Source organism: Pseudomonas sp. GW823-FHT02F05 (assembly GCF_058797315.1).
The window spans coordinates 1-20,526 of sequence record NZ_JBXAJM010000014.1; the positions used below are offsets into that span (position 1 = coordinate 1).

A 20,526-nucleotide genomic window follows, 5' to 3' on the forward strand; every position below is an offset into this window, starting at 1 on the left:
TGGCGTCCCCTAGGGGACTCGAACCCCTGTTACCGCCGTGAAAGGGCGGTGTCCTAGGCCACTAGACGAAGGGGACAAAACCTTCTGTACATCTGATCAGAGCTGAGACCTGATCAATTCAAGGACGGTGTGGCCGGAACCTTGAACCTGTAAATTGGTGGAGCTAAACGGGATCGAACCGTTGACCTCTTGCATGCCATGCAAGCGCTCTCCCAGCTGAGCTATAGCCCCTCATCGGTGAGGACGGGGCGAATCTTAATGGCGGTTTGGAAACGTGTCAAATTTATTTTCAACAATTTCCAAAATTTTTTGCCGGGATAACAATCACTTACCGACGAAACCCCGGAAAACCGGGGTTTCGTGCCCTAAGCGGCCTGCTTAGGCGATAGCGCCCAGCAGCTTTTCCCATTCCTTGTTTTCTTTCTTCGACACACCACCAAGCAAATCAAGGGCTTGGCGCAGACGGAAACGGGTCAGGTCCGGGCCGAGAATTTCCATCGCATCGAGCACCGACACCGAACTGGCCTGCCCGGTGATGGCGGCAAACATCAGCGGCATGGCATCGCGCAGTTTCAGCTCAAGGGATTCCACCACCGCCTGGATGGTCGCGGTAATCGCATCCTTCTCCCACTGACGCAGGCTTTCAAGCTTCCACAGGATCAACTGCATCAGTTGGCGAACCTGGTCACTTGAGAGCTTCTTCGACTCGAACAGCTTGGGATCGGGATTCACGCCGCCAGCAAAGAAGAAACTGGCCAAGGGCGCGACCTGGCTGAACGTCTCTACCCTGCCCTGCACCAGTGGCGCTATCTTCATCATGTACTCGGGGTTCAACGCCCACTGCTGCACACGGCTGGCGAACTCTTGCACCGGCAGGTCACGCAGCCACTGGCCGTTGAGCCACGAAAGCTTCTCGATATCGAAGATCGGGCCGCCGAGGGAGACGCGGGACAGGTCGAAGTTGTCGACCATTTCCTGCAACGAGAACTTCTCGCGCTCGTCCGGCATCGACCAGCCCATGCGGCCCAGGTAGTTGAGCATCGCCTCGGGCATGAAGCCCATGCGCTCGTAGAAGGTCACCGACGTGGGGTTCTTGCGCTTGGACAGCTTGCTCTTGTCCGGGTTACGCAGCAGCGGCATGTAGCACAGCTGCGGTTGCTCCCAGCCGAAGTATTCGTACAGCAGGATCAGTTTCGGCGCCGATGGCAGCCACTCTTCGCCGCGCAGCACATGGGTGATGCCCATCAGGTGGTCATCGACCACGTTCGCCAGGAAGTACGTCGGCAAGCCGTCGGTCTTCATCAGCACCTGCATGTCCATGCGGTCCCACGGGATCTCGACGTCACCGCGCAGCATGTCCGGCACCACGCAAACGCCTTCGCTTGGCACTTTCATACGAATGACGTGAGGCTCACCGGCGGCCAGGCGCGCAGCCACTTCTTCCTTGGACAACAGCAACGCACGACCATCGTAACGCGGGGTCTCGCCACGGGCCTGCTGCTCGGCGCGCATCTGGTCCAGTTCTTCGGCGGTGCAGAAGCACGGGAAGGCATGGCCCATGTCAACCAGTTGCTGGGTGTATTGCTTGTAGATGTCGCTGCGCTCGCTCTGGCGGTACGGGCCATGCGGGCCGCCGACATCCGGGCCTTCAGCCCAGGTAATGCCCAACCAGCGCAAGGCATCGAAAATCTGCTGTTCCGACTCACGGGTGGAACGCAGTTGATCGGTATCTTCGATCCGCAGGATGAATTCACCACCATGCTGCTTGGCAAAGCAGTAGTTGAACAGGGCGATGTAAGCAGTACCGACGTGGGGATCCCCAGTAGGCGATGGCGCAATGCGCGTGCGGACGGTGGTCATGGCAGGTCTCGAATGGGCGATAAAACTGAAAATTGAAACAAGGGGCGAATGGTAACAGCCTGGGGGATATCTGGAAAACCGAGGCGCGGCCATCGCAGGCAAGCCAGCTCCCACATTTTGACCGCATTCACAGATCAATGTGGGAGCCGGCCTTACACGCGATGGGGCCAGCCCAATCAACGCAAATCAAACAGCCAGCAGGCGCTCACGCAACTTGCCAATCTCATCCCGCGTCTGCGCCGCCGCTTCAAACTCCAGATCCCGCGCCAACTGGTACATCTTCTCTTCCAGCTGTCGAATCCGCTTGGTGATCTCACTCGGTGAGCGCAGTTCGTTCTCGTACTTGGCGCTCTCCTCGGCGGCCTTGGCCATGCCCTTGCGCTTCTTGCTGCGCGAGCCGGGGACGGTGGCGCCTTCCATGATGTCGGCAACGTCCTTGAACACACCTTTGGGGGTAATGCCGTGTTCCAGGTTGAACGCGATCTGCTTGTCGCGACGACGCTGGGTCTCGCCAATCGCACGCTCCATGGAACCGGTGATGCGGTCCGCATACAAGATCGCCCGCCCATTGAGGTTACGCGCCGCTCGGCCGATGGTCTGGATCAGCGAGCGTTCGGAGCGCAGGAAGCCCTCCTTGTCCGCATCCAGGATCGCCACCAGCGACACTTCCGGCATGTCCAGGCCTTCACGCAGCAGGTTGATCCCCACCAGCACATCGAAGGTGCCCAGGCGCAGATCGCGGATGATTTCCACGCGTTCTACGGTGTCGATGTCCGAGTGCAGGTAACGCACGCGCACGCCGTGGTCGGCCAGGTAATCAGTCAAGTCTTCGGACATGCGCTTGGTCAGGGTGGTGACCAGCACCCGCTCTTCCAGGGCCACGCGCTTGTTGATTTCAGAGAGCAAGTCGTCGACCTGGGTCAGCGCCGGGCGAATTTCGATTTCCGGGTCCACCAGGCCAGTGGGACGTACCAGTTGCTCGATGACGCGGCCCGCGTGCTCGGCTTCATAGTTGCCGGGCGTAGCGGAGACGAAGATGGTCTGCGGGCTGATGGCTTCCCACTCGTCAAAGCGCATTGGTCGGTTGTCCAGCGCCGACGGCAGGCGGAAACCGTATTCCACCAGGGTTTCCTTGCGCGAACGGTCACCCTTATACATGGCCCCCACCTGCGGCACGCTGACGTGGGATTCGTCGATCACCAGCAAGGCGTCCGGCGGCAGGTAGTCATAGAGGGTCGGTGGCGGCGCCCCGGATTCGCGGCCCGACAGGTAGCGCGAGTAGTTTTCGATGCCGTTGCAGTAGCCCAGTTCCAGGATCATCTCCAGGTCAAAACGGGTGCGCTGCTCCAGGCGCTGGGCTTCCACCAGCTTATTGTTGGAACGCAGGTATTCCAGGCGTTCGGCCAACTCGACCTTGATGCCCTCGATGGCGCCCATCAGGGTTTCACGCGGGGTCACGTAGTGGCTTTTCGGGTAGAAGGTAAAGCGCGGCAGCTTGCGGATCACCTCGCCGGTCAACGGGTCGAAGGCCGACAGGCTTTCAACTTCATCATCGAACAGCTCGATGCGGATCGCTTCCAGGTCGGATTCGGCCGGGTAGATGTCGATCACATCGCCGCGCACCCGGAAGGTGGCGCGGGCAAAATCCATGTCGTTACGGGTGTACTGCAGGCTCGCTAGGCGGCGCAACAGCTCGCGCTGGTCGAGTTTGTCGCCACGGTCGACGTGCAGCACCATCTTCAGATAGGTTTCCGGGCTGCCCAAGCCGTAGATGCACGACACCGTGGTGACGATGATCGCGTCTTTGCGCTCCAGCAGTGCCTTGGTGGCCGACAGGCGCATCTGCTCGATGTGGTCGTTGATCGACGCATCCTTCTCGATAAAGGTATCGGACGACGGCACATAGGCTTCGGGCTGGTAGTAGTCGTAATAGGAAACGAAGTACTCCACCGCGTTGTTGGGGAAGAACGCCTTGAACTCACCGTAGAGCTGCGCCGCCAGGGTCTTGTTCGGCGCCAGCACCAGGGTCGGGCGATTGGTCTGGGCGATCACGTTGGCAATGCTGAAGGTCTTGCCGGAACCGGTCACCCCAAGCAGCGTCTGGTGCGCCAGGCCGGCTTCAATGCCTTCGACCATCTGACGAATGGCTTCCGGTTGATCGCCGGCGGGTTCAAAACGGGTAACGAGCTGGAAATCCGACATAACGTACCTCGTGAAGTCACCCCAGACTCGACACCGCCAGGGACGAAATAGCTCAGCAACCCGCGAATAATCATCGCAGGTTGCAGGAAAAAACCATGATAGCTGTAGAAGTGGTGTCGAATGCGACGGGTTTCAAGGCCGTCGTCCTACACGACCTTTCTCGCCAATGTTGCAATAAGACTAATGGTCAGCAAATAAACCGAAAAACATGGCCGAAAAGCCGTTTCCGTTGTCGCTCTCAGCCGTGATGACCTCTATACTAGCTCCCCGTTTGTGCACCGCTCTAGTGCATTCGGCTGGAGCGCGACACGTCCCTCCCTTCCCCCATAGAGCTGCCGCAAAAATGAGCCTGTTCTCCGCTGTCGAAATGGCACCACGCGATCCAATCCTGGGCCTCAACGAAGCATTCAACGCCGATACACGAACCACCAAGGTGAACCTTGGCGTGGGCGTTTACTGCAACGAGGAGGGGAAAATTCCACTCTTGCGTGCCGTTGCCGAAGCGGAAGCCATTCGCGTGGCGCAACATGCCGCCCGAGGCTACTTGCCAATCGACGGCATCGTGGCCTACGACCAGGCCGTGCAAAAGCTGCTGTTTGGCGCTGAGTCGCCACTGTTGAGCGCAGGCCGTGTGATTACCGCCCAGGCCGTGGGCGGCACTGGCGCGCTGAAAATCGGCGCCGACTTCCTCAAGCAACTGCTGCCCAACGCCGTCGTCGCCATCAGCGACCCAAGCTGGGAAAACCACCAGGCGCTGTTTGAAAAAGCCGGTTTCCCGGTGCAGACCTACCGCTACTACGACGCCGCCACCCACGACGTGAACCGTGCCGGCCTGCTCGAAGACCTCAACGCCCTGCCGCCACAGTCCATCGTGGTGCTGCACGCTTGCTGCCATAACCCGACCGGCGTCGACCTCAGCCCGGCCGACTGGCAAAACGTGCTGGACGTGGTCAAGGCCAAGAACCTGGTGCCGTTCCTCGACATGGCCTACCAGGGCTTCGGCGATGGCATCCACGAAGACGCCGCCGCGGTGCGCCTGTTCGCTGAGTCGGGCCTGACCTTCTTTGTATCCAGCTCGTTCTCCAAATCGTTCTCGCTGTATGGCGAACGGGTAGGCGCGCTGTCGATCGTCAGCGAGTCCAAGGAAGAAAGCGCGCGCATCCTGTCCCAGGTCAAGCGTGTGATCCGCACCAACTACTCCAACCCGCCGACCCACGGCGCAGCCATCGTCGCCGCCGTACTCAACAACCCGGAACTGCGCGCCCAGTGGGAAGCCGAACTGGCCGAGATGCGCCTGCGCATCCGTGGCATGCGCGAGCAGATGGTGGCCGAACTGGCCAAGGCTGCTCCAGGCCATGACTTCAGCTTCGTCGGCCGCCAGCGTGGGATGTTCTCCTACTCCGGCCTGACCGTTGAGCAAGTCACCCGCCTGCGCACCGAATTCGGGATCTATGCGCTGGATACCGGTCGCATCTGCGTGGCGGCGCTGAACCAGTCGAACATTGGTGCAGTGACCAAGGCGATTGTGCAGGTGCTGTAAGAGAGCACACGTTATACGAAGGGGGAAGCCAATGGCTTCCCCCTTTTTATTGGCGAACACACTAGACTGAACACCGACTGCCCCCTTGCTGTGAGAGCTTTATGAGAAACGACGACCTGGATCTGCGCGCCGACCGCGACGAACTGCACGACTACGCCCCACGCGCACCGCAAGCCAAGCGGCAGAAGAGCTTGGTGCTGCAGGTAGCGCTGGGAGTATTCCTCGGTGGGTTGGCGTTATGGCTGGTACAACTGGGCGCCACGGCAATCATGGCCAAACTGGCCATGGGCACCCTCCAATTTGGTGGCTGACCCGCTCTCCTGTAGGAGCGAGCTTGCTCGCGAAAAACCCAAAGACACCGCGTTCATCCAGAATGCCCGCGTTATCGTTAACGGTCTTCGCGAGCAAGCTCGCTCCTACAAAACCCGCGTTCTTCCAGCAGTTTTACAAAGCTGTTCAAACTCTGCGACACCGTGCCCCGCCGCCAGATCAGCCAGGTATTCAAGATACGGAACGTGTCGGGCAGCGGCCACACGCTCACCGCCGCACACCCCGGCATACTCTCCAGCATACTGCGCGGCATCAGCGCCAGCCCGGCCCCGGCGCTGACACAGGCCAACATGCCGTGGTACGACTCGATCTCGAAGATCCTGCCCGGCACCGCGCCATCCTGTGAGAACCAGCGTTCGAAGTGATGCCGGTACGAGCAGTTTGAACGAAACGTATAGATGTTCTCGCCATTCACATCCTGGCCGCGGGTGATCGGCGCGTGATGCAGCGGCGCAATCACCACCATCTCTTCCTCGAACACCGCCACCCCCTCCAGCGTGGAATGCAGCACCGGCCCGTCGACAAAGGCCGCCGTCAACCGACCCGACAGCACGCCTTCGATCATGGTGCCCGAGGGGCCAGTGCTCAGGTCCAGCTCGACCTTGGTGTATTGCTGGTTATACGCCGCCAATAATGCCGGGATACGCACCGCCGCCGTGCTCTCCAGCGAGCCCAAGGCAAACGCGCCCTGGGGCTCCTCCCCCGCCACCGTGGCGCGAGCTTCCTGCACCAGGTCGAGAATACGCCGCGCATAACCGAGGAAATTCCACCCGGCCGGGGACAACCGCAAGCGGCTCTTCTCGCGGATAAACAACTCCACGCCCAAATCCTGCTCCAGCTGCTTGATGCGCGTGGTGAGGTTCGACGGCACCCGATGAATCAACTGGGCGGCAGCGCTGATGCTGCCTTGCTCGGCAACGGCCTTGAAGATTTCCAGCTGCACCAGATCCAAATCATTCTCCAATCATGTACATGATCGTTCCCACGCTCTGCGTGGGAACGCTGCCTCGGACGCTCCGCGTCCGATCGTTGGCGCGACGCGGAGCGTCATGGGATGCATTCCCACGCAGAGCGTGGGGACGATCTAACATTCTCGAATTGAGAACATATTACTTATTATTATTCAGTTTCCAGAAAACATACAACACCGTACGCTGGCCCTATTCCACTCATTCAGCCGGACGGTGCCATGAACAATGTTATCTCCCACCAGACCCACGCCCTGTCGATCAACCCCGCCAACGGCGAAACAGTCGGCAGCTACCCCTACGAAAGCGCAGAACAACTGAACGCCGCCCTCGCCCGCTCGACCACTGCCTTCCGCACCTGGCGCCGCACGCCTGTGAGCCAGCGCGCCGAATACCTGCTGGCCCTGGCTGCCGCCCTGCGTGAGCAAGCTGAAGAGATGGCGCAAATGATCACCCTGGAAATGGGCAAACCCATCGCCCAGGCCCGCGCCGAAATCGAAAAATGCGCGCAACTGAGCGAATGGTACGCCGCCCACGGCCCGGCCATGCTCGCCCCGGAGCCCGCCCTGGTGGACAACGGCAGCGCCCGGATCGAATACCGCCCACTGGGGCCGATCCTCGCGGTAATGCCGTGGAACTTCCCGGTGTGGCAAGTGCTGCGCGGCGCGGTGCCGACCCTGCTTGCAGGCAACACCTACGTGCTCAAACACGCGCCAAATGTGATGGGCAGCGCCTATCTGATCCAGCAAGCGCTGCGTAAAGCCGGTTTCGCTGAAGGCGTGTTCGAAGTGATCAACGTCACCCAGGAGGGCGTGTCCGCTGCCATCGCCGACTCGCGCATCGCCGCCGTGACCCTGACCGGCAGCGTGCGCGCAGGCATCGCCATCGGCTCACAGGCCGGGGCCGCATTGAAGAAATGCGTGCTGGAACTGGGTGGCTCCGACCCGTTTATCGTGCTCAACGACGCCGACCTCGACGCCGCCGTGCAAGCCGCGGTCATCGGCCGCTTCCAGAACAGCGGCCAGGTCTGCGCCGCCGCCAAGCGCTTGATCATCGAAGCGGGCGTGGTTGAAGCCTTCACCGCCAAATTCCTTGAAGCCAGCCGCGCCCTGGTGATGGGCGAGCCCACCGCGGACGCCACCTATATCGGCCCCATGGCGCGCTTTGATCTGCGTGACGAACTGCACGGCCAGGTCCAGGCGACCCTGGAAGAAGGCGCCACGCTGCTGCTGGGCGGCCATAAAGTCGCGGGCGCGGGCAATTACTATGAACCGACCATCCTGGCCGACGTCACCGACCACATGACGTCGTTCAAACAGGAACTGTTCGGCCCCGTGGCATCGATCATCACCGCCCGCGACGCCGAGCACGCCGTGGCGCTGGCCAATGACAGCGAGTTTGGCCTGACCGCGAGCATCTTCACGGCCGATTCCGCAAAGGCGCGGGCGATTGCCGATCAGTTGGAAACCGGCGGGGTCTTTGTCAACGCGTTCAGCGTGTCGGACCCGCGGGTGGCATTTGGCGGCGTGAAGAAAAGCGGGTTCGGCCGCGAGCTGTCGCACTTCGGCGTACGCGAGTTCTGCAATGCGCAGACGGTATGGCTGGATCGTAAGTAGCCTGCCAGCATTGGCGCTTCAACAATTAATATGCCGTCGCACGCACTGCACCAAACCGTCCAGTGCCGGGGGATTCACCGGCGCGAGTACACAGACTGTGTGCTCGCGCTCGCCCTCCGCTACTGTCAGGGTGTAATGCACTCGGCCTGGGTTGCCAGGCTCGGGATCGGTGCTTTGCGGCAACTGGAAAAAATCGCACGCTTCAATCAGTTGCCGCAACTCCTGCTGGTCGGGCTCGGGCAACGCGTCCAACTCTACCGTGCGCGGCTTGGCCAACCCCGGAAAAAACGCCGGTCCGCCGCTTTCCTTGATTGAAATTCGCATGGCTGTTCCTCGCCGCGCAGGCGGCTTCGTCAAACGTTTATACCTACCGCTTTCCAGCCTTCCTTGACTGCCTTGTGCTCAGCTTTGTTCACACCATAAAGCTGGCCGGCAATGTCGTGGGTGATGCGCGCAAAACGCAAAAACCCGGAATTGGGTCGCAACCGCGAATCGCGCAGTGCGTCATACCAGATACGCCCGGCACGCTCCCAGGCGAACCCGCCAATCCGGGTGGCCACCTGATAGAACGCGTGGTTGGGAATGCCGGAATTGATATGCACCCCGCCATTGTCCTCGTAAGTTTGCACAAAATCATCCATGTGCCCAGGCTGTGGGTCTTTGCCCAGCAGCTTGTCATCAAACGCAGTGCCTGGCGCCTTCATCGAGCGCAGCGCCGTGCCCTTGATCTTTTTGGTAAACAGCCCCTTGCCGATCAACCAGTCGGCGTCCTCGGCCGTTTGCTTCAGCGCGTACTGCTTGATCAACGAGCCAAACACATCCGACAACGACTCGTTCAGCGCACCGGACTGGTTGAAGTACATCAGCTTGGCCTCATCCTCGGTCACGCCATGGGCCAACTCATGGCCAATAACGTCGAGTGCCACGGTGAAGCGGTTGAACAACTGCTGGTCACCATCGCCGAACACCATCTGGGTTGAGTTCCAGAAGGCATTGTTGTAGTCCTGGCCGAAGTGCACCGTGGCGTCCAGCGCCATGCCCGCATCGTCGATGGAATTGCGATCGAATACCTGGTCAAAAAAATCGAAGGTTGCGCCCAGGCCGTCATAGGCTTCGTCTACTGCGGCATCGCCACTGGCGGGCTGCCCTTCACCGCGAATCAGCTTGCCGGGCAGGCTGTCGGTGTTTTCGGCGCTGTAGATCGAGCGTTGCTTCTCGGCGCCCACGGCCAGTGCCATGCGGGCCGGGCCCTTGGCGGGTACCGCGACCATGCGTAACGAGCGGAACGTGCTGTCCTTGGCACGCGTGCGTAATGCGACTTCCCGTTGGGCTTTGTCGCCGTGGCGGGCGATCTGGTCGAGCATGTACGGCGGGATCAGGCAAAAAATCGGGTTGCGCGGTTGGCGAACACACATGAGCTGGCTCCTTTTTGGCGTGTGATGAACGTCCGGGTAACGGTTTTCAGGATAGTCCTGAGTTAGCCACCTGGGCCAAATTGTCATGGTTTTGTGTTTCAGTGGTGTTTATCCCAGGCCCATAAGGAACATGCCCATGCCCGCCCGCGCAGCCAACATCGACCTTTCCCACCGCCCAAGGCTTGCCGACCTGCGCCCATTGGTCGCGGCCAGCCCCACCCTGCTGGAAGCCAGAGCCGCGACGCCGCGCGTCACCGCGGCCAAGGACCTCAAAAACCGCGCGGGCTATGCCGACGACTTCCTCAGCGACTTCGTGGTGCCATGGCCCACGGTTGACCAGCCACTGGCGGGCGATGTGCAACCCCAGCGCCTGGACTACACGCACTTCTCCATCACAATGTCGCGCGCTCGACGACTGGCGCTGTACGTGGGGGTGAATATCGATGGCGCCAAGCATGTGGACATTACGCGCAGCAACGACACCTGGGCCTACGATGGTCGCCTGCCCCTGGATGCGCAGGTAGGTGAAGACCTTTATGCCGGCAATGGCCTGGACCGCGGCCACCTGGTGCGGCGCCAGGACCCCAACTGGGGCGACGAGGCCAACACCGCCAACTTCGACACCTTTCACTTCACCAATTGCTCACCCCAAATGAGCGGCTTCAACCAGAAGACCTGGCTGGAGCTCGAAGACTACATCCTCGACAACACCCAGCGCTGGAAAGCCCGGGCCACGGTGTTTACCGGGCCAGTGTTCGCCGATGACGACCGACTGTACCGTGGCGTGAAAATCCCCAAGGCGTTCTGGAAAGTAGTGGCCTACCTCAGCGACGATGGCAAGCCTTCCGCCAGCGCCTACATGATTGACCAGAGCCGCGAACTGGGCCAACTCGACCTGGTATTCGGCCCGCTTCGAACCTACCAGCGCAGTGTGATTGCGATCGAACAACTGACCGGCATCCGCTTCGCCAACCTGGCCGACTACGACGGCTTCAGCAACGAAGAGCGCGCCACAGGCACCCGGATCGAAGCGTTGATCCGCGGCCCCCAGGATATTCGGCTCTGACGCTTCTTTTGTAGGAGCGAGCTTGCTCGCGAAGAACAGGAAAGCGCCGCGGGGCATCAGGTGCCCAGCGTTATCGTTGACGACCTTCGCGAGCAAGCTCGCTCCTACAGGGGGTGATCGCTTACCATACCGCCGCCGGTTCCCGTATGGGACTAACAGGGAATTCGAAACGCCGCACGCGACGTGAACCGAAACTGCCCCCGCAACTGTAGATGCCGAGCCTGCCCTTGAATGCCACTGGACCACGTCCGGGAAGGCGGGGCATGGCGACGACGCATCAGTCAGGAGACCTGCCGGCCCAGCTAACTCACTAACCGGCGGGGTGTCCGGGAAGGACATCCTGGCCCTGCGCATCAGCAGCCTCCATGGGCGTATTTCCGAGCCGTACCTCCCCTGCTGCACCTACGGTTCACAAGGAGATCGCCTCATGCTGCCACGCGTTACCGCCCTGATCGCAGGCTTGGGTATGTGTGCCCTGGCGCAAGCCGCGCCAACTCAGTACCCGCTGACCCTGCAAAACTGCGGCAGCACCCTGACCTTCCAGCACGCCCCAGCCCGCAGCGTCACCATCGGCCAGGCCGCCACTGAGATGCTGTATGCCCTGGGCGTGGGCGACAAGGTGGTCGGCACTTCGCTGTGGTTCAATAACGTGGCGGCGCAGTACAAGGCCCAGGACGATCACATCGAGCGCCTGGCCAACAACGAGCCCAGCTTCGAAGCCGTACTCGCCAAGCGCCCGCAACTGGTGGCCGCCGAGCTGGAATGGGTGGTGGGCCCCCAAGGCGTGGTCGGTACCCGTGAACAGTTTCATGAACTGAAGATCCCCACCTACCTGTTGCCGTCCGATTGCGAAGGCAAGGACAACCTGGTCGGCGCCGACGGCACGCGATTGGAGCCCTTTCGCATCGAGACGATCTACCAGAGCCTCCAGCAACTGGCGCAGATTTTCGACGTGCAGGATCGCGGCCAACAACTGACCGACGAACTCAAGGCGCGCCTGGCCAAATCCGTCGCCACGGCCCAGGGCAAGGGCTTGCAGCAAGCCAGCGCACTGGTGTGGTTCTCCAGCGCCGAAATGGCCAGCGACCCTTACGTAGCCGGCCACAAAGGCGTGCCGCAATTCATGCTGCAAACCCTTGGCTTGCGTAACGTGGTGCAGTCCGATGAGGAGTGGCCTGCCGTCGGCTGGGAAACCATCGCCAAGGCCAATCCCACCTTCCTGGTGATCGCACGCATGGATCGCCGTCGCTACCCGGCCGACGACCATGAAAAGAAACTCGCCTTCCTGCGCAGCGACCCCGTGACCCGCAACATGGACGCGGTGAAGAACAACCGCATCATCATCCTCGACGCTCTGGCCTTGCAGGCGAGCCTGCGCACCTTCGAGGGCCTTGAACAACTGGCGGCCGCCATTGACGGCTACCACCTGGGCCAATGATGCGCACCCTACTCGCCCTGGCGTTGCTGCTGCTCGCCCTGCTCGCTGGCGTCGCCATCGGTGAAACCGCCATCGAACCGCAGGTGGTGCTGCAGGTGCTCGCCAATAAACTCTGGGGCGCCAGCTATGCACTGGACCCCATCGACGAAGGCGTGGTGTGGAACTACCGCCTCACCCGTGCATTGGTGGCCGCAGCTTGCGGCGCAGGGTTGGCGACGTGCGGCGTGATCCTGCAATCGCTGCTGCGTAACCCGCTGGCCGACCCGTACCTGCTGGGCATCAGCGCCGGCGCGTCAACCGGTGCGGTACTCGTGGCCTTGATAGGCGTGGGCGGTGGCCTGGTGTCGTTGTCGGCGGGCGCGTTTGTGGGGGCGATGGCGGCCTTTGCGCTGGTGACTCTGCTCGCACGAGCCAGTGGATCGTCCAGCGGCACCGGGCAGATTATCCTCGCGGGCATCGCCGGTTCACAGTTGTTCAATGCCCTGACCGCGTTCCTGATCACCAAGTCGGCCAGCTCCGAACAAGCCCGCGGCATTATGTTCTGGCTGCTGGGCAACCTCAGCGGCGTGCGCTGGCCGTCGGTGTGGTTGGCGGTGCCGGTGGCGGTCGTGGGGCTCGCCGTGTGCCTGTGGCACCGGCGTGCACTGGATGCGTTCACCTTCGGCAGCGACGCGGCAGCCTCCCTCGGCATCCCGGTGCGCCGCGTGCAATTTGTGCTGGTGGCCTGCGCCGCGTTGGTGACGGCGGTGATGGTGTCTATCGTCGGCTCCATCGGGTTTGTCGGCCTGGTGATTCCCCATGCGGTGCGCCTGTTGCTTGGCACCGGGCATTCGCGTTTGCTGCCAGCCAGTGCCTTGGGTGGCGCGCTGTTTTTGATCGCTGCAGACGTGCTGTCGCGCACCTTGATCAAGGGCCAGGTGATTCCGGTGGGTGTGGTCACCGCATTGGTGGGCGCGCCGGTGTTTGCGCTGATCCTGATCGGCCGGAGGAATGCCCGATGAGCGTACTCAGTTGCCGCGGCCTGGGCTTCAAAGTGCGTGACGCGCAGTTGCTGCGTGACATTGACCTCGACGTGCAGTTGGGTGAAACCCTCGGTATCGTCGGGCCCAATGGTTCAGGCAAATCCACCCTGCTCAAATTGCTGGCCGGCTTGCGTGTGCCGGCCAGCGGCGAAGTTCGCCTGGGTGGCAAGCGGCTCGGTGAGTTGTCGCGCCGCACCATCGCGCAACAGCTGGCGGTGGTGGAGCAACAGGCCGACACCGACGACGCCATCCGCGTGTTCGACGCCGTGGCCCTGGGCCGCACACCGTGGCTGTCGGCATTGAGCCCGTGGTCGCGTGAAGACGATGCCATCGTGCACCAGGCCCTGCATGACGTAGACGCCACCCACCTGAGCCAACGCGCCTGGCGCAGCCTCTCGGGTGGCGAACGCCAGCGCGTGCACATCGCCCGCGCCCTGGCGCAACGCCCGCAGATTTTGTTGCTGGATGAGCCGACCAATCACCTGGATATCCAGCATCAACTGGCGATCCTCAAAGGTGTGCAAGGCTTGCCGGTGACCACCTTGATTGCCCTGCATGATCTGAATCAGGCGTTAACCTGTGATCGCCTGGCCGTGCTGGATCGCGGGCAACTGGTGGCACTGGGCGCGCCGCTGGAGGTGCTGACGCCGCAGCGTTTGCAAGAGACCTTCGGGGTGCAGGGGCATTACCTGACAGACCCGTTCGACGGCGCGCAAATCCTGCGCCTGCGCTCCAACTGAATCCGTACGTTGGGGCAGCTTGCTCTGGTGACGGTCTGACTGCCAACTGTGATCCAAATGTGGGAGGGGGCTTGCCCCCGATGAGCATAGGTATCTACACAACTTCGGTACGACGCTAAACCTGTGGCGAGGGAGCTTGCTCCCGCGACGGCCTGGCAGCCGACGCTGATCTAACTGACGCACCGCGATCCAACTGTGGGAGCTGGCTTGCCTGCGAAGACGGCTTGACAGTCAACACAGTTGGACCGTGTACATTTCCATTCCTGCGGTAACGGCCACTTAGGGTTCCGCCCTGACGGCGGCTCACTTTGCAAAAGCGGCAAAGTAAGCAAAACGCTCTTGCCCCACCACTCGGCACCTCGCCCACGCTCGGTGTGCCCGTAATCCGCCAGTGATTTGGGGGGCCACCGCCATCGGGGGCAAGCCCCCTCCCACATTGGTTCTACAGCGGCAGGTGCATATGGGTGGTTTGCCAGATCGGGTCGGCCTCGACATCCACCACCTCGAACCCCTGCCGCTGCCAGAAATCAATCGCACCGGGCAGAAACGGATGGGTGTGCAGGTACATCACCTCTATGCCATCGGCCCGCGCCAGCGCTTCCAGCGAGCGGTATAACCGGCCCGCCAGGCCCAAGCGTCGCACAGCCGGGAGCACATACAGGCGCACCACTTCCACCGTCTTGCGCCCCTGGTAGTTCAACTGCGGGAAGCGGCCGTCGTAGGGCCGATAAGCCACCGAGGCAACGATCCGGCCTTCGGCACGAGCAATCAAAAACCGCCCGCCGCCCTCAAGGTAGATGGCTTCAAACTGCGCCAGATCGTGGGGGACACCGGTGGCACTGAGCGTGGTAAACAGTTCATCACGCGCCTGCAAAGCAAAGCTCAGCACCTCGGGAATGTCAGCGGCCTGCACCGCCTCGATACTAACGCTCATCGCCAAGGATCCGGCCCGTTATCCACTGGCGAGCGTAAGCCAACACGCGATCGGCCATCGCCACCGGAAAGTGAATAAACCCATGGGCCGCTTCCGGCAGCAAATGAGCCTCCGCCGTTGGCCATCGCTCGGCAATCAGCAGGGTGTCATCCTTGAGCGGGTCCAGTTCGCCCACGAACATCAACGCTGGCGGCAGCCCCTCAAAGTCCCCATACAAGGGCGACAACGGTGGCTGTCGGCGCGTCTCGTCGCTGATCCCCGGCGTCAGCAGGCGCAGCGCCTGAACCATGCCCGGCCCGTCCAGCAACAAGGTGTCCGGCCCGGCCGTGCGCACGCTGGGGGTGCCGGTCAAATCGTAGACGCCGTAATACAACACCGCACCGCTTACCCGCTGGAGCAACTCGGGCCATTGCTTGAGCGCCAACAAAGTGGCCGCCGCCAGGTGCCCGCCGGCCGACTCACCGACAAAAAACACCGGCAGGCCGGCAAACTCCGGGCAGTCCGCCAAAAGCCAGCGCGCAGCCGTCAGGCAGTCATCCAGCAGCCCTTCGATCGGCGTATCCACCGCCAGCCGATAATCCACCGACACCACCGCCACATCGCACGCGTTGACCATGCCAAGGTTAAGGTCGTCATCCATTTGCGCATTACCGATCACCCAGCCACCGCCATGGATATCCAGCACCACGCCTCTGGGCGGGCCAGCGGGCCGCAGGATGCGCAAGGGGATCGCCCCGAGCATTTTGCGTTCCGCCAGGGGCGCCTTCTTGAAGGTCTGGCTGGCACGCAGCAGCGCCTGGATCAGACGCGGCATCACGCGGTTGCGGACCTTGAAGCGCGGCATCCACGCCAGTTTGCGATTGAAGCGGCGCATCTGGGCCAGTTCGGGCTCGCTGGCGGGCCAATGCTGGTAGGCCATCAGCGATTATTACGCAGGATCGAGAAGTTCAACGCCGCGGCCACGCACAGCCATGCCAGATACGGGAACAGGATCAGGCCGGTGATCAAATCCAGACGCACGGCCAGCACCACCATCGCTGCCACGGTGAGCCACAAGAGCACGATAATTACCATCCCGGCGAACAAGCGATGGGCACCAAAGAACACCGGCGTCCACAGGGTATTCAACGCAATCTGCGCCGCCCACAGGGCCAACACCATTTCGCTGCCGGGGATCAGGGTCAAGCGGTAACCGGCCCAGGCCAGCAGCAGGTAGATGATCGTCCATGCCACCGGGAACAGCCAATTGGGCGGGGTGAAGCTGGGCTTGACCAGGGATTCGTACCAGGCGCCGGGTTTGAAGATCACGCCAGTGCTGGCGGCGGCGGCGCAGGCGAGCAGGAAGATGAAAAAGGTCATGGTCGGTCCTTGAGGTCCAGTGGATGGAAAACAGTACACTGCTTTTAAGTGACTCGAACAACCGCGGATAAATTCAATGGGGGCGGCAAAATACCCGCGCTTCTACGCGTCATGAAAATTGGTTATGGTCGGCAACATCCAGCACCGTTGCCCGAGACATCCCCTTGCCTCAGCTTGCCGATCACCGCAGCAGCCCCTGGTCAGTGTTCCTGATCTTCCTGCGCCTGGGCCTTACCTCCTTCGGCGGGCCGATTGCGCACCTGGGTTATTTTCGCCAAGAGTTCGTCACCCGCCGCCGCTGGCTCAGCGAGCGCAGCTATGCCGAACTGGTCGCGCTGTGTCAGTTCCTCCCAGGCCCGGCCAGCAGCCAGGTCGGTATCGCGTTGGGCCTGTCCCGCGCAGGTTACCGGGGCGCGGCGGCAGCCTGGGCCGGGTTCACCTTGCCGTCGGCCATCGCCCTGATCCTGTTTGCCCTGGGGCTGGCCCACTACGGCAGCGCCCTGCCCCCTGGCGCGCTGCACGGCCTCAAGGTGGTCGCCGTAGCCGTGGTGGCCCAGGCCGTGTGGGGCATGGCGCGCAACCTGTGCCGAGGCGCTTTACGGGTGGCGTTGATGTTGATCGCCGCCTGCGTGGTGATGCTGCAACCCTCCGCCTGGGCTCAGGTCGGGGTCATGGTGGTCGCAGGCGTGGCTGGCCTGCTGTTGTTCAAGCCCGAGAGCAGTGCCGAGCCCGACGCCCTGCCCATCGCCATCAGCCGCCGCGCCGGAGCCCTGTGGTTGATGCTGTTTTTGTTGTTGCTGGTGGATTTGCCACTCCTCGCCACATGGGCGCTCAACCCCACACTGGCGCTGGTGGACGCCTTCTACCGCACCGGTGCGCTGGTATTCGGCGGCGGCCACGTGGTGCTGCCGTTGCTGCAAGCCGAAGTGGTGCCCAGCCAATGGGTCAGCAATGACGTCTTCCTCGCCGGTTACGGCGCCACCCAGGCCGTGCCCGGCCCGCTGTTCACCTTCGCCGCCTTCCTCGGCGCCTCGATGACCCACGCCCCGAGCGGTTGGCTTGGCGGAGTAATCGCGCTGCTGGCGATCTTCGCCCCGTCGTTCCTGCTGATCTTCGGCGCTTTGCCCTTCTGGGCCAACCTGCGTAGAAGCCCACGTACCCAGGCCGCACTCGCCGGGGTGAACGCGGCGGTGGTTGGCCTGTTGTTGGCGGCGCTGTACCAGCCGGTGTGGACCAGCGCGATTTTCAACGGCTACGACCTCGCCCTGGCGTTGCTGGCACTGGTCGCGTTGATGGTGTGGAAACTGCCGCCATGGCTGGTAGTGATAAGTTGCGGCCTACTCGGCACGTTACTGTAGGAGCGAGCTTGCTCGCGAAAAACTCACGGGCGCCGCGTTTAATCTGAAGGCACGCGTTATCGTTAACGATTTTCGCGAGCAAGCTCGCTCCTACAGCATTGGGGCTCAGCCCGGCTCGACTATCTTGAGCCACGGCCAACGCGCCTGATAACTCCTGGCCTTGTGCAAAAACAGCTCCGGCTCCGGATGCAAAGGGTTGATACGCAACACCCCCTGCTCCACATCTTCCAATCCATAAGGCGCATACACCTCACCGCAAGCGATATCCAGCGCAACGCACGTACCCGCCACCAGGTAACGGTCAACCCCCTGCCGAGCCGAATGCAACTGCGGGTAAGGACGGCCAAACCGCTGACCATACCAAAGGTGCACCCGCGCCTGATTCCTGACCTCCACATTCACCCCCAGGTCTTGGAACAGCCCCTGCGCCGCACGAATTACCGCGTCTTCCGCCTCGTAGGACAGGTCCTCGTCAAAGTAAAAAACGTCGTAATCTTTCACGCCCTGAGCCGCCGGCAGATTCGCCTGATGGTTCCACACCGCCTGGAACAAACAGCCCGCCGTGAGCATGCACTGCTGCACACCCAGATCCGGCAAGCGCGCGGTGAGTTGCGCATTGATAGGGTTGGCCATGGCCAATTCGAGCAGGGTGTCGACCGTCAATGTCATGTTCAGTCCTCCATAATCTGGCGCAACAATACCACCCCAACATGTCACTTCTGTAGGCGCGGGCTTTTAACACCGAAACGAATCAGAAGTTTGACGAAATCACCTCGCGCCCTGCGTACAACTCGGCGCGAAGCCGAACAAATGAAACCAACATGAAGAATGCCCCCACTTGCTTGTAAAGCAACTTTACGCAGCACTACCCTTACACGCCCTACCTCAGCTGCCCCCGCTGAAATTGATCAGGACACCGGCTAAATGGAGTTCGCCCCTTGCACGCCCCACCGCTCACTCTTAAAGGTGCGTATCGCGATACCTGCAACGCCTTCTCGCGCCAAAAGTATGAAGGCCGAGAGCGCTGCATAAATGTGTCTAACTTTAACGCCGAGCATCTAAACCCACACCGTTGATGACACCGGCGTAGTGCCGTCATCGTTTTCGGCGCAGATAGAGCGTAAAGGTCAATTCAAGGAGAATGACAGTGAAGTGGATGGATGATGTGCTGGACACGATCGACAATGCCCGAACCGAAGCTGAATTGTTGGCTCGGATCGTCAGCACGGCAAAACACCTGGGGTTCGACTATTGCGCCTATGGAATCCGAATCCCTATCCCCGTCACCCGCCCTAAAATCGTGATGAGCAATAATTTTTTGCCTTCATGGCGACAACGCTACGCCCACTGCAAATACATCGCCGTGGACCCGACGGTACAGCACTGCACAAAATCGACGATACCGATTGTCTGGGACGAGCAAATGACCCGGCAAAACCCGCAGATGTGGGAAGAAGCCCGTGGCGCCGGGCTGGCCCATGGTTGGGCGCAGTCCTGCCTGGACGGCCGCGGCAGCGGCGGCATGCTGACACTGGCGCGCTCCAATGACCCTATTACGGCCCAAGAGCTTGCCGCCAATCAAAAATACATGCGGTTTTTGGTGCATGTCGCTCATCAGGGGTTCTTGCGCGTGCTGACGCCGCACTGGCAGTTACCGCAGGAAAAAACCCTGTCGCAGCGTGAATGTGAAGTGCTCAAGTGGGCAGCCGATGGCAAGACCGCCCACGAGATCGGTTTGATCCTCTCGCTATCGCGAGAAACCATCAAGTTTCACCTGCGCAATGCAGGCTCGAAACTGGGCGTGCATAACTGCACCGCTACCGTCGTGCGCGCCACTTCACTGGGCTTGCTCGTCTGACACATACCTGATTGGCGCACCCCTGATGCGTTAATGCCGCTCAGTGTGAACAACAACAATAATACGCGCACCCTCACGACACACCTGCCCAAAAGAGCAGTACCTAAGTGTTCGATTATTCTGCCGAATGGCCCCTCGATTTTTTGCCGAGGGTTCCTCATGTATATAACCACGGGTACGCGCCTGACATTACCGACCGAACTGTGGCAGGCCCTGTTGCTGTATCGCTATCGCGTATTTGTCGAAAAACTTGGGTGGCATCTGGACTGTGCGGTCGGTGAGGAACTGGACCAATTTGACCGCGACGACACGGTGTACGTAATCGCCCGTCAAGGCCCACACATCGTCGGTGTGGCGCGGCTGCTGCCCACGCACAAGCCCTATCTGCTCAAGGAAGTGTTCCCCCAGGTGCTGGGTGGCCAGGTACTCCCTCATTCTGCGCACATCTGGGAAATCTCCCGGTTTGCCGCCGTCGACCTGCAACAACAGACCTTCACGGGCCACTCCCTGTCATCGCCCAACGCCGTGGCGCTGCTGCATGAAGTGCTCAAGGTCGCCGCTTGCCACAAGGTTCGCCAATTGATCACGGTATCGCCGCCGGGAATTACTCGCTTGTTGCGCAACGCGGGTTTCGACGCTCATTGCGAGGGCAAGCTCACCGTGATCGACGGGCACAAGATCATGGCCAACTGGATCAGTGTGCCGCCCTGCCTGGCTGATCGAGAAGTGGCCTGAAGCAGCGCAAATGGCCTGCCGCTGCGGGCAAGTCGGCCGAGCCGACTCCCCAAAAGGTTAGGTTACAACCTCAGTCGCCTGCTCT

Annotated in this window: 19 protein-coding genes, 2 tRNA genes and 1 riboswitch; of the genes, 10 read left to right on the forward strand and 11 right to left on the reverse strand. The window is 61.4% G+C overall.

The genetic code is table 11. The features are described 5' to 3' along the window. The 4 genes from AC1RAC_RS17355 to uvrB form a co-directional block, all read right to left on the reverse strand. Positions 1-76 (reverse strand) — tRNA-Glu (locus AC1RAC_RS17355). A gap of 79 nt (positions 77-155) precedes the next feature. Further along, positions 156-231: transfer RNA gene (locus AC1RAC_RS17360), tRNA-Ala, on the reverse strand. 147 nt (positions 232-378) lie between these two features. Beyond that, positions 379-1,860 (reverse strand): glutamate--tRNA ligase, encoded by a 1,482-nt coding sequence (gene gltX / locus AC1RAC_RS17365; protein ID WP_054921652.1) that lies wholly within the window; start codon positions 1,858-1,860, stop codon positions 379-381. Between the two features lie 186 nt (positions 1,861-2,046). Continuing rightward, positions 2,047-4,062: an excinuclease ABC subunit UvrB gene (gene uvrB / locus AC1RAC_RS17370; protein WP_005789781.1), complete on the reverse strand. Its 2,016-nt coding sequence runs from the start codon at positions 4,060-4,062 to the stop codon at positions 2,047-2,049. A gap of 343 nt (positions 4,063-4,405) precedes the next feature. Here uvrB and AC1RAC_RS17375 point away from each other — a divergent pair, with 343 nt between their 5' ends. Further along, positions 4,406-5,602: an amino acid aminotransferase gene (locus AC1RAC_RS17375; protein WP_034116881.1), complete on the forward strand. Its 1,197-nt coding sequence runs from the start codon at positions 4,406-4,408 to the stop codon at positions 5,600-5,602. 101 nt (positions 5,603-5,703) lie between these two features. Beyond that, positions 5,704-5,913 carry a hypothetical protein gene (locus AC1RAC_RS17380; protein WP_005789784.1) on the forward strand — a complete coding sequence of 70 codons (210 nt, stop codon included), beginning with the start codon at positions 5,704-5,706 and terminating at the stop codon, positions 5,911-5,913. A 77-nt stretch (positions 5,914-5,990) separates the two neighbouring features. Here the strand turns inward: AC1RAC_RS17380 and ptrR are convergent, their stop codons facing one another. Continuing rightward, positions 5,991-6,884 (reverse strand): putrescine utilization regulator PtrR, encoded by an 894-nt coding sequence (gene ptrR, locus AC1RAC_RS17385; RefSeq protein WP_072447897.1) that lies wholly within the window; start codon positions 6,882-6,884, stop codon positions 5,991-5,993. 237 nt (positions 6,885-7,121) lie between these two features. On the opposite strand from ptrR, the gene AC1RAC_RS17390 reads away from it, so the two are divergent. Beyond that, entirely contained in the window at positions 7,122-8,516 is a 1,395-nt protein-coding gene (locus AC1RAC_RS17390; RefSeq protein ID WP_492616842.1) for an aldehyde dehydrogenase family protein, read from the forward strand. A gap of 18 nt (positions 8,517-8,534) precedes the next feature. On the opposite strand, the gene AC1RAC_RS17395 is transcribed toward AC1RAC_RS17390, so the two are convergent. After that, positions 8,535-8,840 carry a protealysin inhibitor emfourin gene (locus tag AC1RAC_RS17395; RefSeq protein ID WP_034126226.1) on the reverse strand — a complete coding sequence of 102 codons (306 nt, stop codon included), beginning with the start codon at positions 8,838-8,840 and terminating at the stop codon, positions 8,535-8,537. A 29-nt stretch (positions 8,841-8,869) separates the two neighbouring features. Continuing rightward, positions 8,870-9,931: a M4 family metallopeptidase gene (locus tag AC1RAC_RS17400; protein WP_054898578.1), complete on the reverse strand. Its 1,062-nt coding sequence runs from the start codon at positions 9,929-9,931 to the stop codon at positions 8,870-8,872. Positions 9,932-10,067: 136 nt separating this feature from the next. On the opposite strand from AC1RAC_RS17400, the gene AC1RAC_RS17405 reads away from it, so the two are divergent. The 4 genes from AC1RAC_RS17405 to AC1RAC_RS17420 all read left to right on the forward strand — a co-directional run bounded on the left by AC1RAC_RS17405 (position 10,068) and on the right by AC1RAC_RS17420 (position 14,197). Next, positions 10,068-10,997, forward strand: a complete 930-nt coding sequence (locus tag AC1RAC_RS17405) for a DNA/RNA non-specific endonuclease (protein ID WP_060764157.1) — start codon at positions 10,068-10,070, stop codon at positions 10,995-10,997. A gap of 119 nt (positions 10,998-11,116) precedes the next feature. Then, a riboswitch (cobalamin riboswitch) is annotated at positions 11,117-11,309 on the forward strand. A 115-nt stretch (positions 11,310-11,424) separates the two neighbouring features. Further along, positions 11,425-12,435 carry an ABC transporter substrate-binding protein gene (locus AC1RAC_RS17410; protein WP_034126223.1) on the forward strand — a complete coding sequence of 337 codons (1,011 nt, stop codon included), beginning with the start codon at positions 11,425-11,427 and terminating at the stop codon, positions 12,433-12,435. Beyond that, positions 12,432-13,436, forward strand: a complete 1,005-nt coding sequence (locus AC1RAC_RS17415) for a FecCD family ABC transporter permease (protein WP_314550007.1) — start codon at positions 12,432-12,434, stop codon at positions 13,434-13,436. The genes AC1RAC_RS17410 and AC1RAC_RS17415 overlap by 4 nt, the downstream gene beginning before the upstream one ends. Next, positions 13,433-14,197, forward strand: a complete 765-nt coding sequence (locus AC1RAC_RS17420) for an ABC transporter ATP-binding protein (protein ID WP_054898581.1) — start codon at positions 13,433-13,435, stop codon at positions 14,195-14,197. Before AC1RAC_RS17415 ends, AC1RAC_RS17420 begins: the two co-directional genes overlap by 4 nt. 442 nt (positions 14,198-14,639) lie before the next feature. Here AC1RAC_RS17420 and AC1RAC_RS17425 read toward each other — a convergent pair whose 3' ends face one another. Genes AC1RAC_RS17425 through tspO form a run of 3 tightly spaced genes read right to left on the reverse strand, consistent with a single transcriptional unit; the run spans position 14,640 to position 16,490 of the window. Continuing rightward, positions 14,640-15,131, reverse strand: a complete 492-nt coding sequence (locus AC1RAC_RS17425) for a GNAT family N-acetyltransferase (RefSeq protein WP_492616843.1) — start codon at positions 15,129-15,131, stop codon at positions 14,640-14,642. After that, on the reverse strand, positions 15,121-16,050 hold the full coding sequence (locus AC1RAC_RS17430; RefSeq protein WP_197883203.1) for an alpha/beta hydrolase: 930 nt from the start codon (positions 16,048-16,050) through the stop codon (positions 15,121-15,123). Before AC1RAC_RS17430 ends, AC1RAC_RS17425 begins: the two co-directional genes overlap by 11 nt. After that, complete coding sequence (gene tspO / locus AC1RAC_RS17435; RefSeq protein ID WP_003192600.1) at positions 16,050-16,490, reverse strand: tryptophan-rich sensory protein TspO; 441 nt, start codon at positions 16,488-16,490, stop codon at positions 16,050-16,052. The genes AC1RAC_RS17430 and tspO overlap by 1 nt, the downstream gene beginning before the upstream one ends. A 164-nt stretch (positions 16,491-16,654) precedes the next feature. On the opposite strand from tspO, the gene chrA reads away from it, so the two are divergent. After that, entirely contained in the window at positions 16,655-17,848 is a 1,194-nt protein-coding gene (gene chrA / locus AC1RAC_RS17440; protein WP_492616844.1) for a chromate efflux transporter, read from the forward strand. 105 nt (positions 17,849-17,953) lie between these two features. Here chrA and AC1RAC_RS17445 read toward each other — a convergent pair whose 3' ends face one another. Then, a complete protein-coding gene (locus tag AC1RAC_RS17445; RefSeq protein ID WP_072447914.1) occupies positions 17,954-18,517 on the reverse strand; it encodes a nucleotidyltransferase family protein in 564 nt (187 codons plus the stop codon). 472 nt (positions 18,518-18,989) lie between these two features. Between AC1RAC_RS17445 and AC1RAC_RS17450 the strand changes: the two genes are divergently transcribed. Next, the gene (locus tag AC1RAC_RS17450; RefSeq protein ID WP_054898586.1) at positions 18,990-19,706 is read left to right on the forward strand and encodes a helix-turn-helix transcriptional regulator; all 717 of its coding nucleotides are present in this window, start codon (positions 18,990-18,992) and stop codon (positions 19,704-19,706) included. A 159-nt stretch (positions 19,707-19,865) separates the two neighbouring features. Then, positions 19,866-20,441, forward strand: a complete 576-nt coding sequence (locus AC1RAC_RS17455; RefSeq protein WP_127882003.1) for an acyl-homoserine-lactone synthase — start codon at positions 19,866-19,868, stop codon at positions 20,439-20,441. Positions 20,442-20,526 lie beyond the last annotated feature (85 nt).

Excerpts from the sequence above, each read along its gene's own strand:
- AC1RAC_RS17415 (WP_314550007.1), top strand. The coding sequence starts at position 12,432 with ATGATGCGCACCCTACTCGCCCTGGCGTTGCTGCTGCTCGCCCTGCTC.
- AC1RAC_RS17390 (WP_492616842.1), top strand. The coding sequence starts at position 7,122 with ATGAACAATGTTATCTCCCACCAGACCCACGCCCTGTCGATCAACCCC.
- AC1RAC_RS17455 (WP_127882003.1), top strand. The coding sequence starts at position 19,866 with ATGTATATAACCACGGGTACGCGCCTGACATTACCGACCGAACTGTGG.
- gltX (WP_054921652.1), bottom strand. The coding sequence starts at position 1,860 with ATGACCACCGTCCGCACGCGCATTGCGCCATCGCCTACTGGGGATCCC.
- tspO (WP_003192600.1), bottom strand. The coding sequence starts at position 16,490 with ATGACCTTTTTCATCTTCCTGCTCGCCTGCGCCGCCGCCGCCAGCACT.
- AC1RAC_RS17430 (WP_197883203.1), bottom strand. The coding sequence starts at position 16,050 with ATGGCCTACCAGCATTGGCCCGCCAGCGAGCCCGAACTGGCCCAGATG.
- AC1RAC_RS17380 (WP_005789784.1), top strand. The coding sequence starts at position 5,704 with ATGAGAAACGACGACCTGGATCTGCGCGCCGACCGCGACGAACTGCAC.
- uvrB (WP_005789781.1), bottom strand. The coding sequence starts at position 4,062 with ATGTCGGATTTCCAGCTCGTTACCCGTTTTGAACCCGCCGGCGATCAA.
- AC1RAC_RS17420 (WP_054898581.1), top strand. The coding sequence starts at position 13,433 with ATGAGCGTACTCAGTTGCCGCGGCCTGGGCTTCAAAGTGCGTGACGCG.
- AC1RAC_RS17395 (WP_034126226.1), bottom strand. The coding sequence starts at position 8,840 with ATGCGAATTTCAATCAAGGAAAGCGGCGGACCGGCGTTTTTTCCGGGG.
- AC1RAC_RS17425 (WP_492616843.1), bottom strand. The coding sequence starts at position 15,131 with ATGAGCGTTAGTATCGAGGCGGTGCAGGCCGCTGACATTCCCGAGGTG.
- AC1RAC_RS17450 (WP_054898586.1), top strand. The coding sequence starts at position 18,990 with ATGACAGTGAAGTGGATGGATGATGTGCTGGACACGATCGACAATGCC.
- AC1RAC_RS17375 (WP_034116881.1), top strand. The coding sequence starts at position 4,406 with ATGAGCCTGTTCTCCGCTGTCGAAATGGCACCACGCGATCCAATCCTG.
- AC1RAC_RS17445 (WP_072447914.1), bottom strand. The coding sequence starts at position 18,517 with ATGACATTGACGGTCGACACCCTGCTCGAATTGGCCATGGCCAACCCT.
- AC1RAC_RS17410 (WP_034126223.1), top strand. The coding sequence starts at position 11,425 with ATGCTGCCACGCGTTACCGCCCTGATCGCAGGCTTGGGTATGTGTGCC.
- AC1RAC_RS17400 (WP_054898578.1), bottom strand. The coding sequence starts at position 9,931 with ATGTGTGTTCGCCAACCGCGCAACCCGATTTTTTGCCTGATCCCGCCG.
- AC1RAC_RS17405 (WP_060764157.1), top strand. The coding sequence starts at position 10,068 with ATGCCCGCCCGCGCAGCCAACATCGACCTTTCCCACCGCCCAAGGCTT.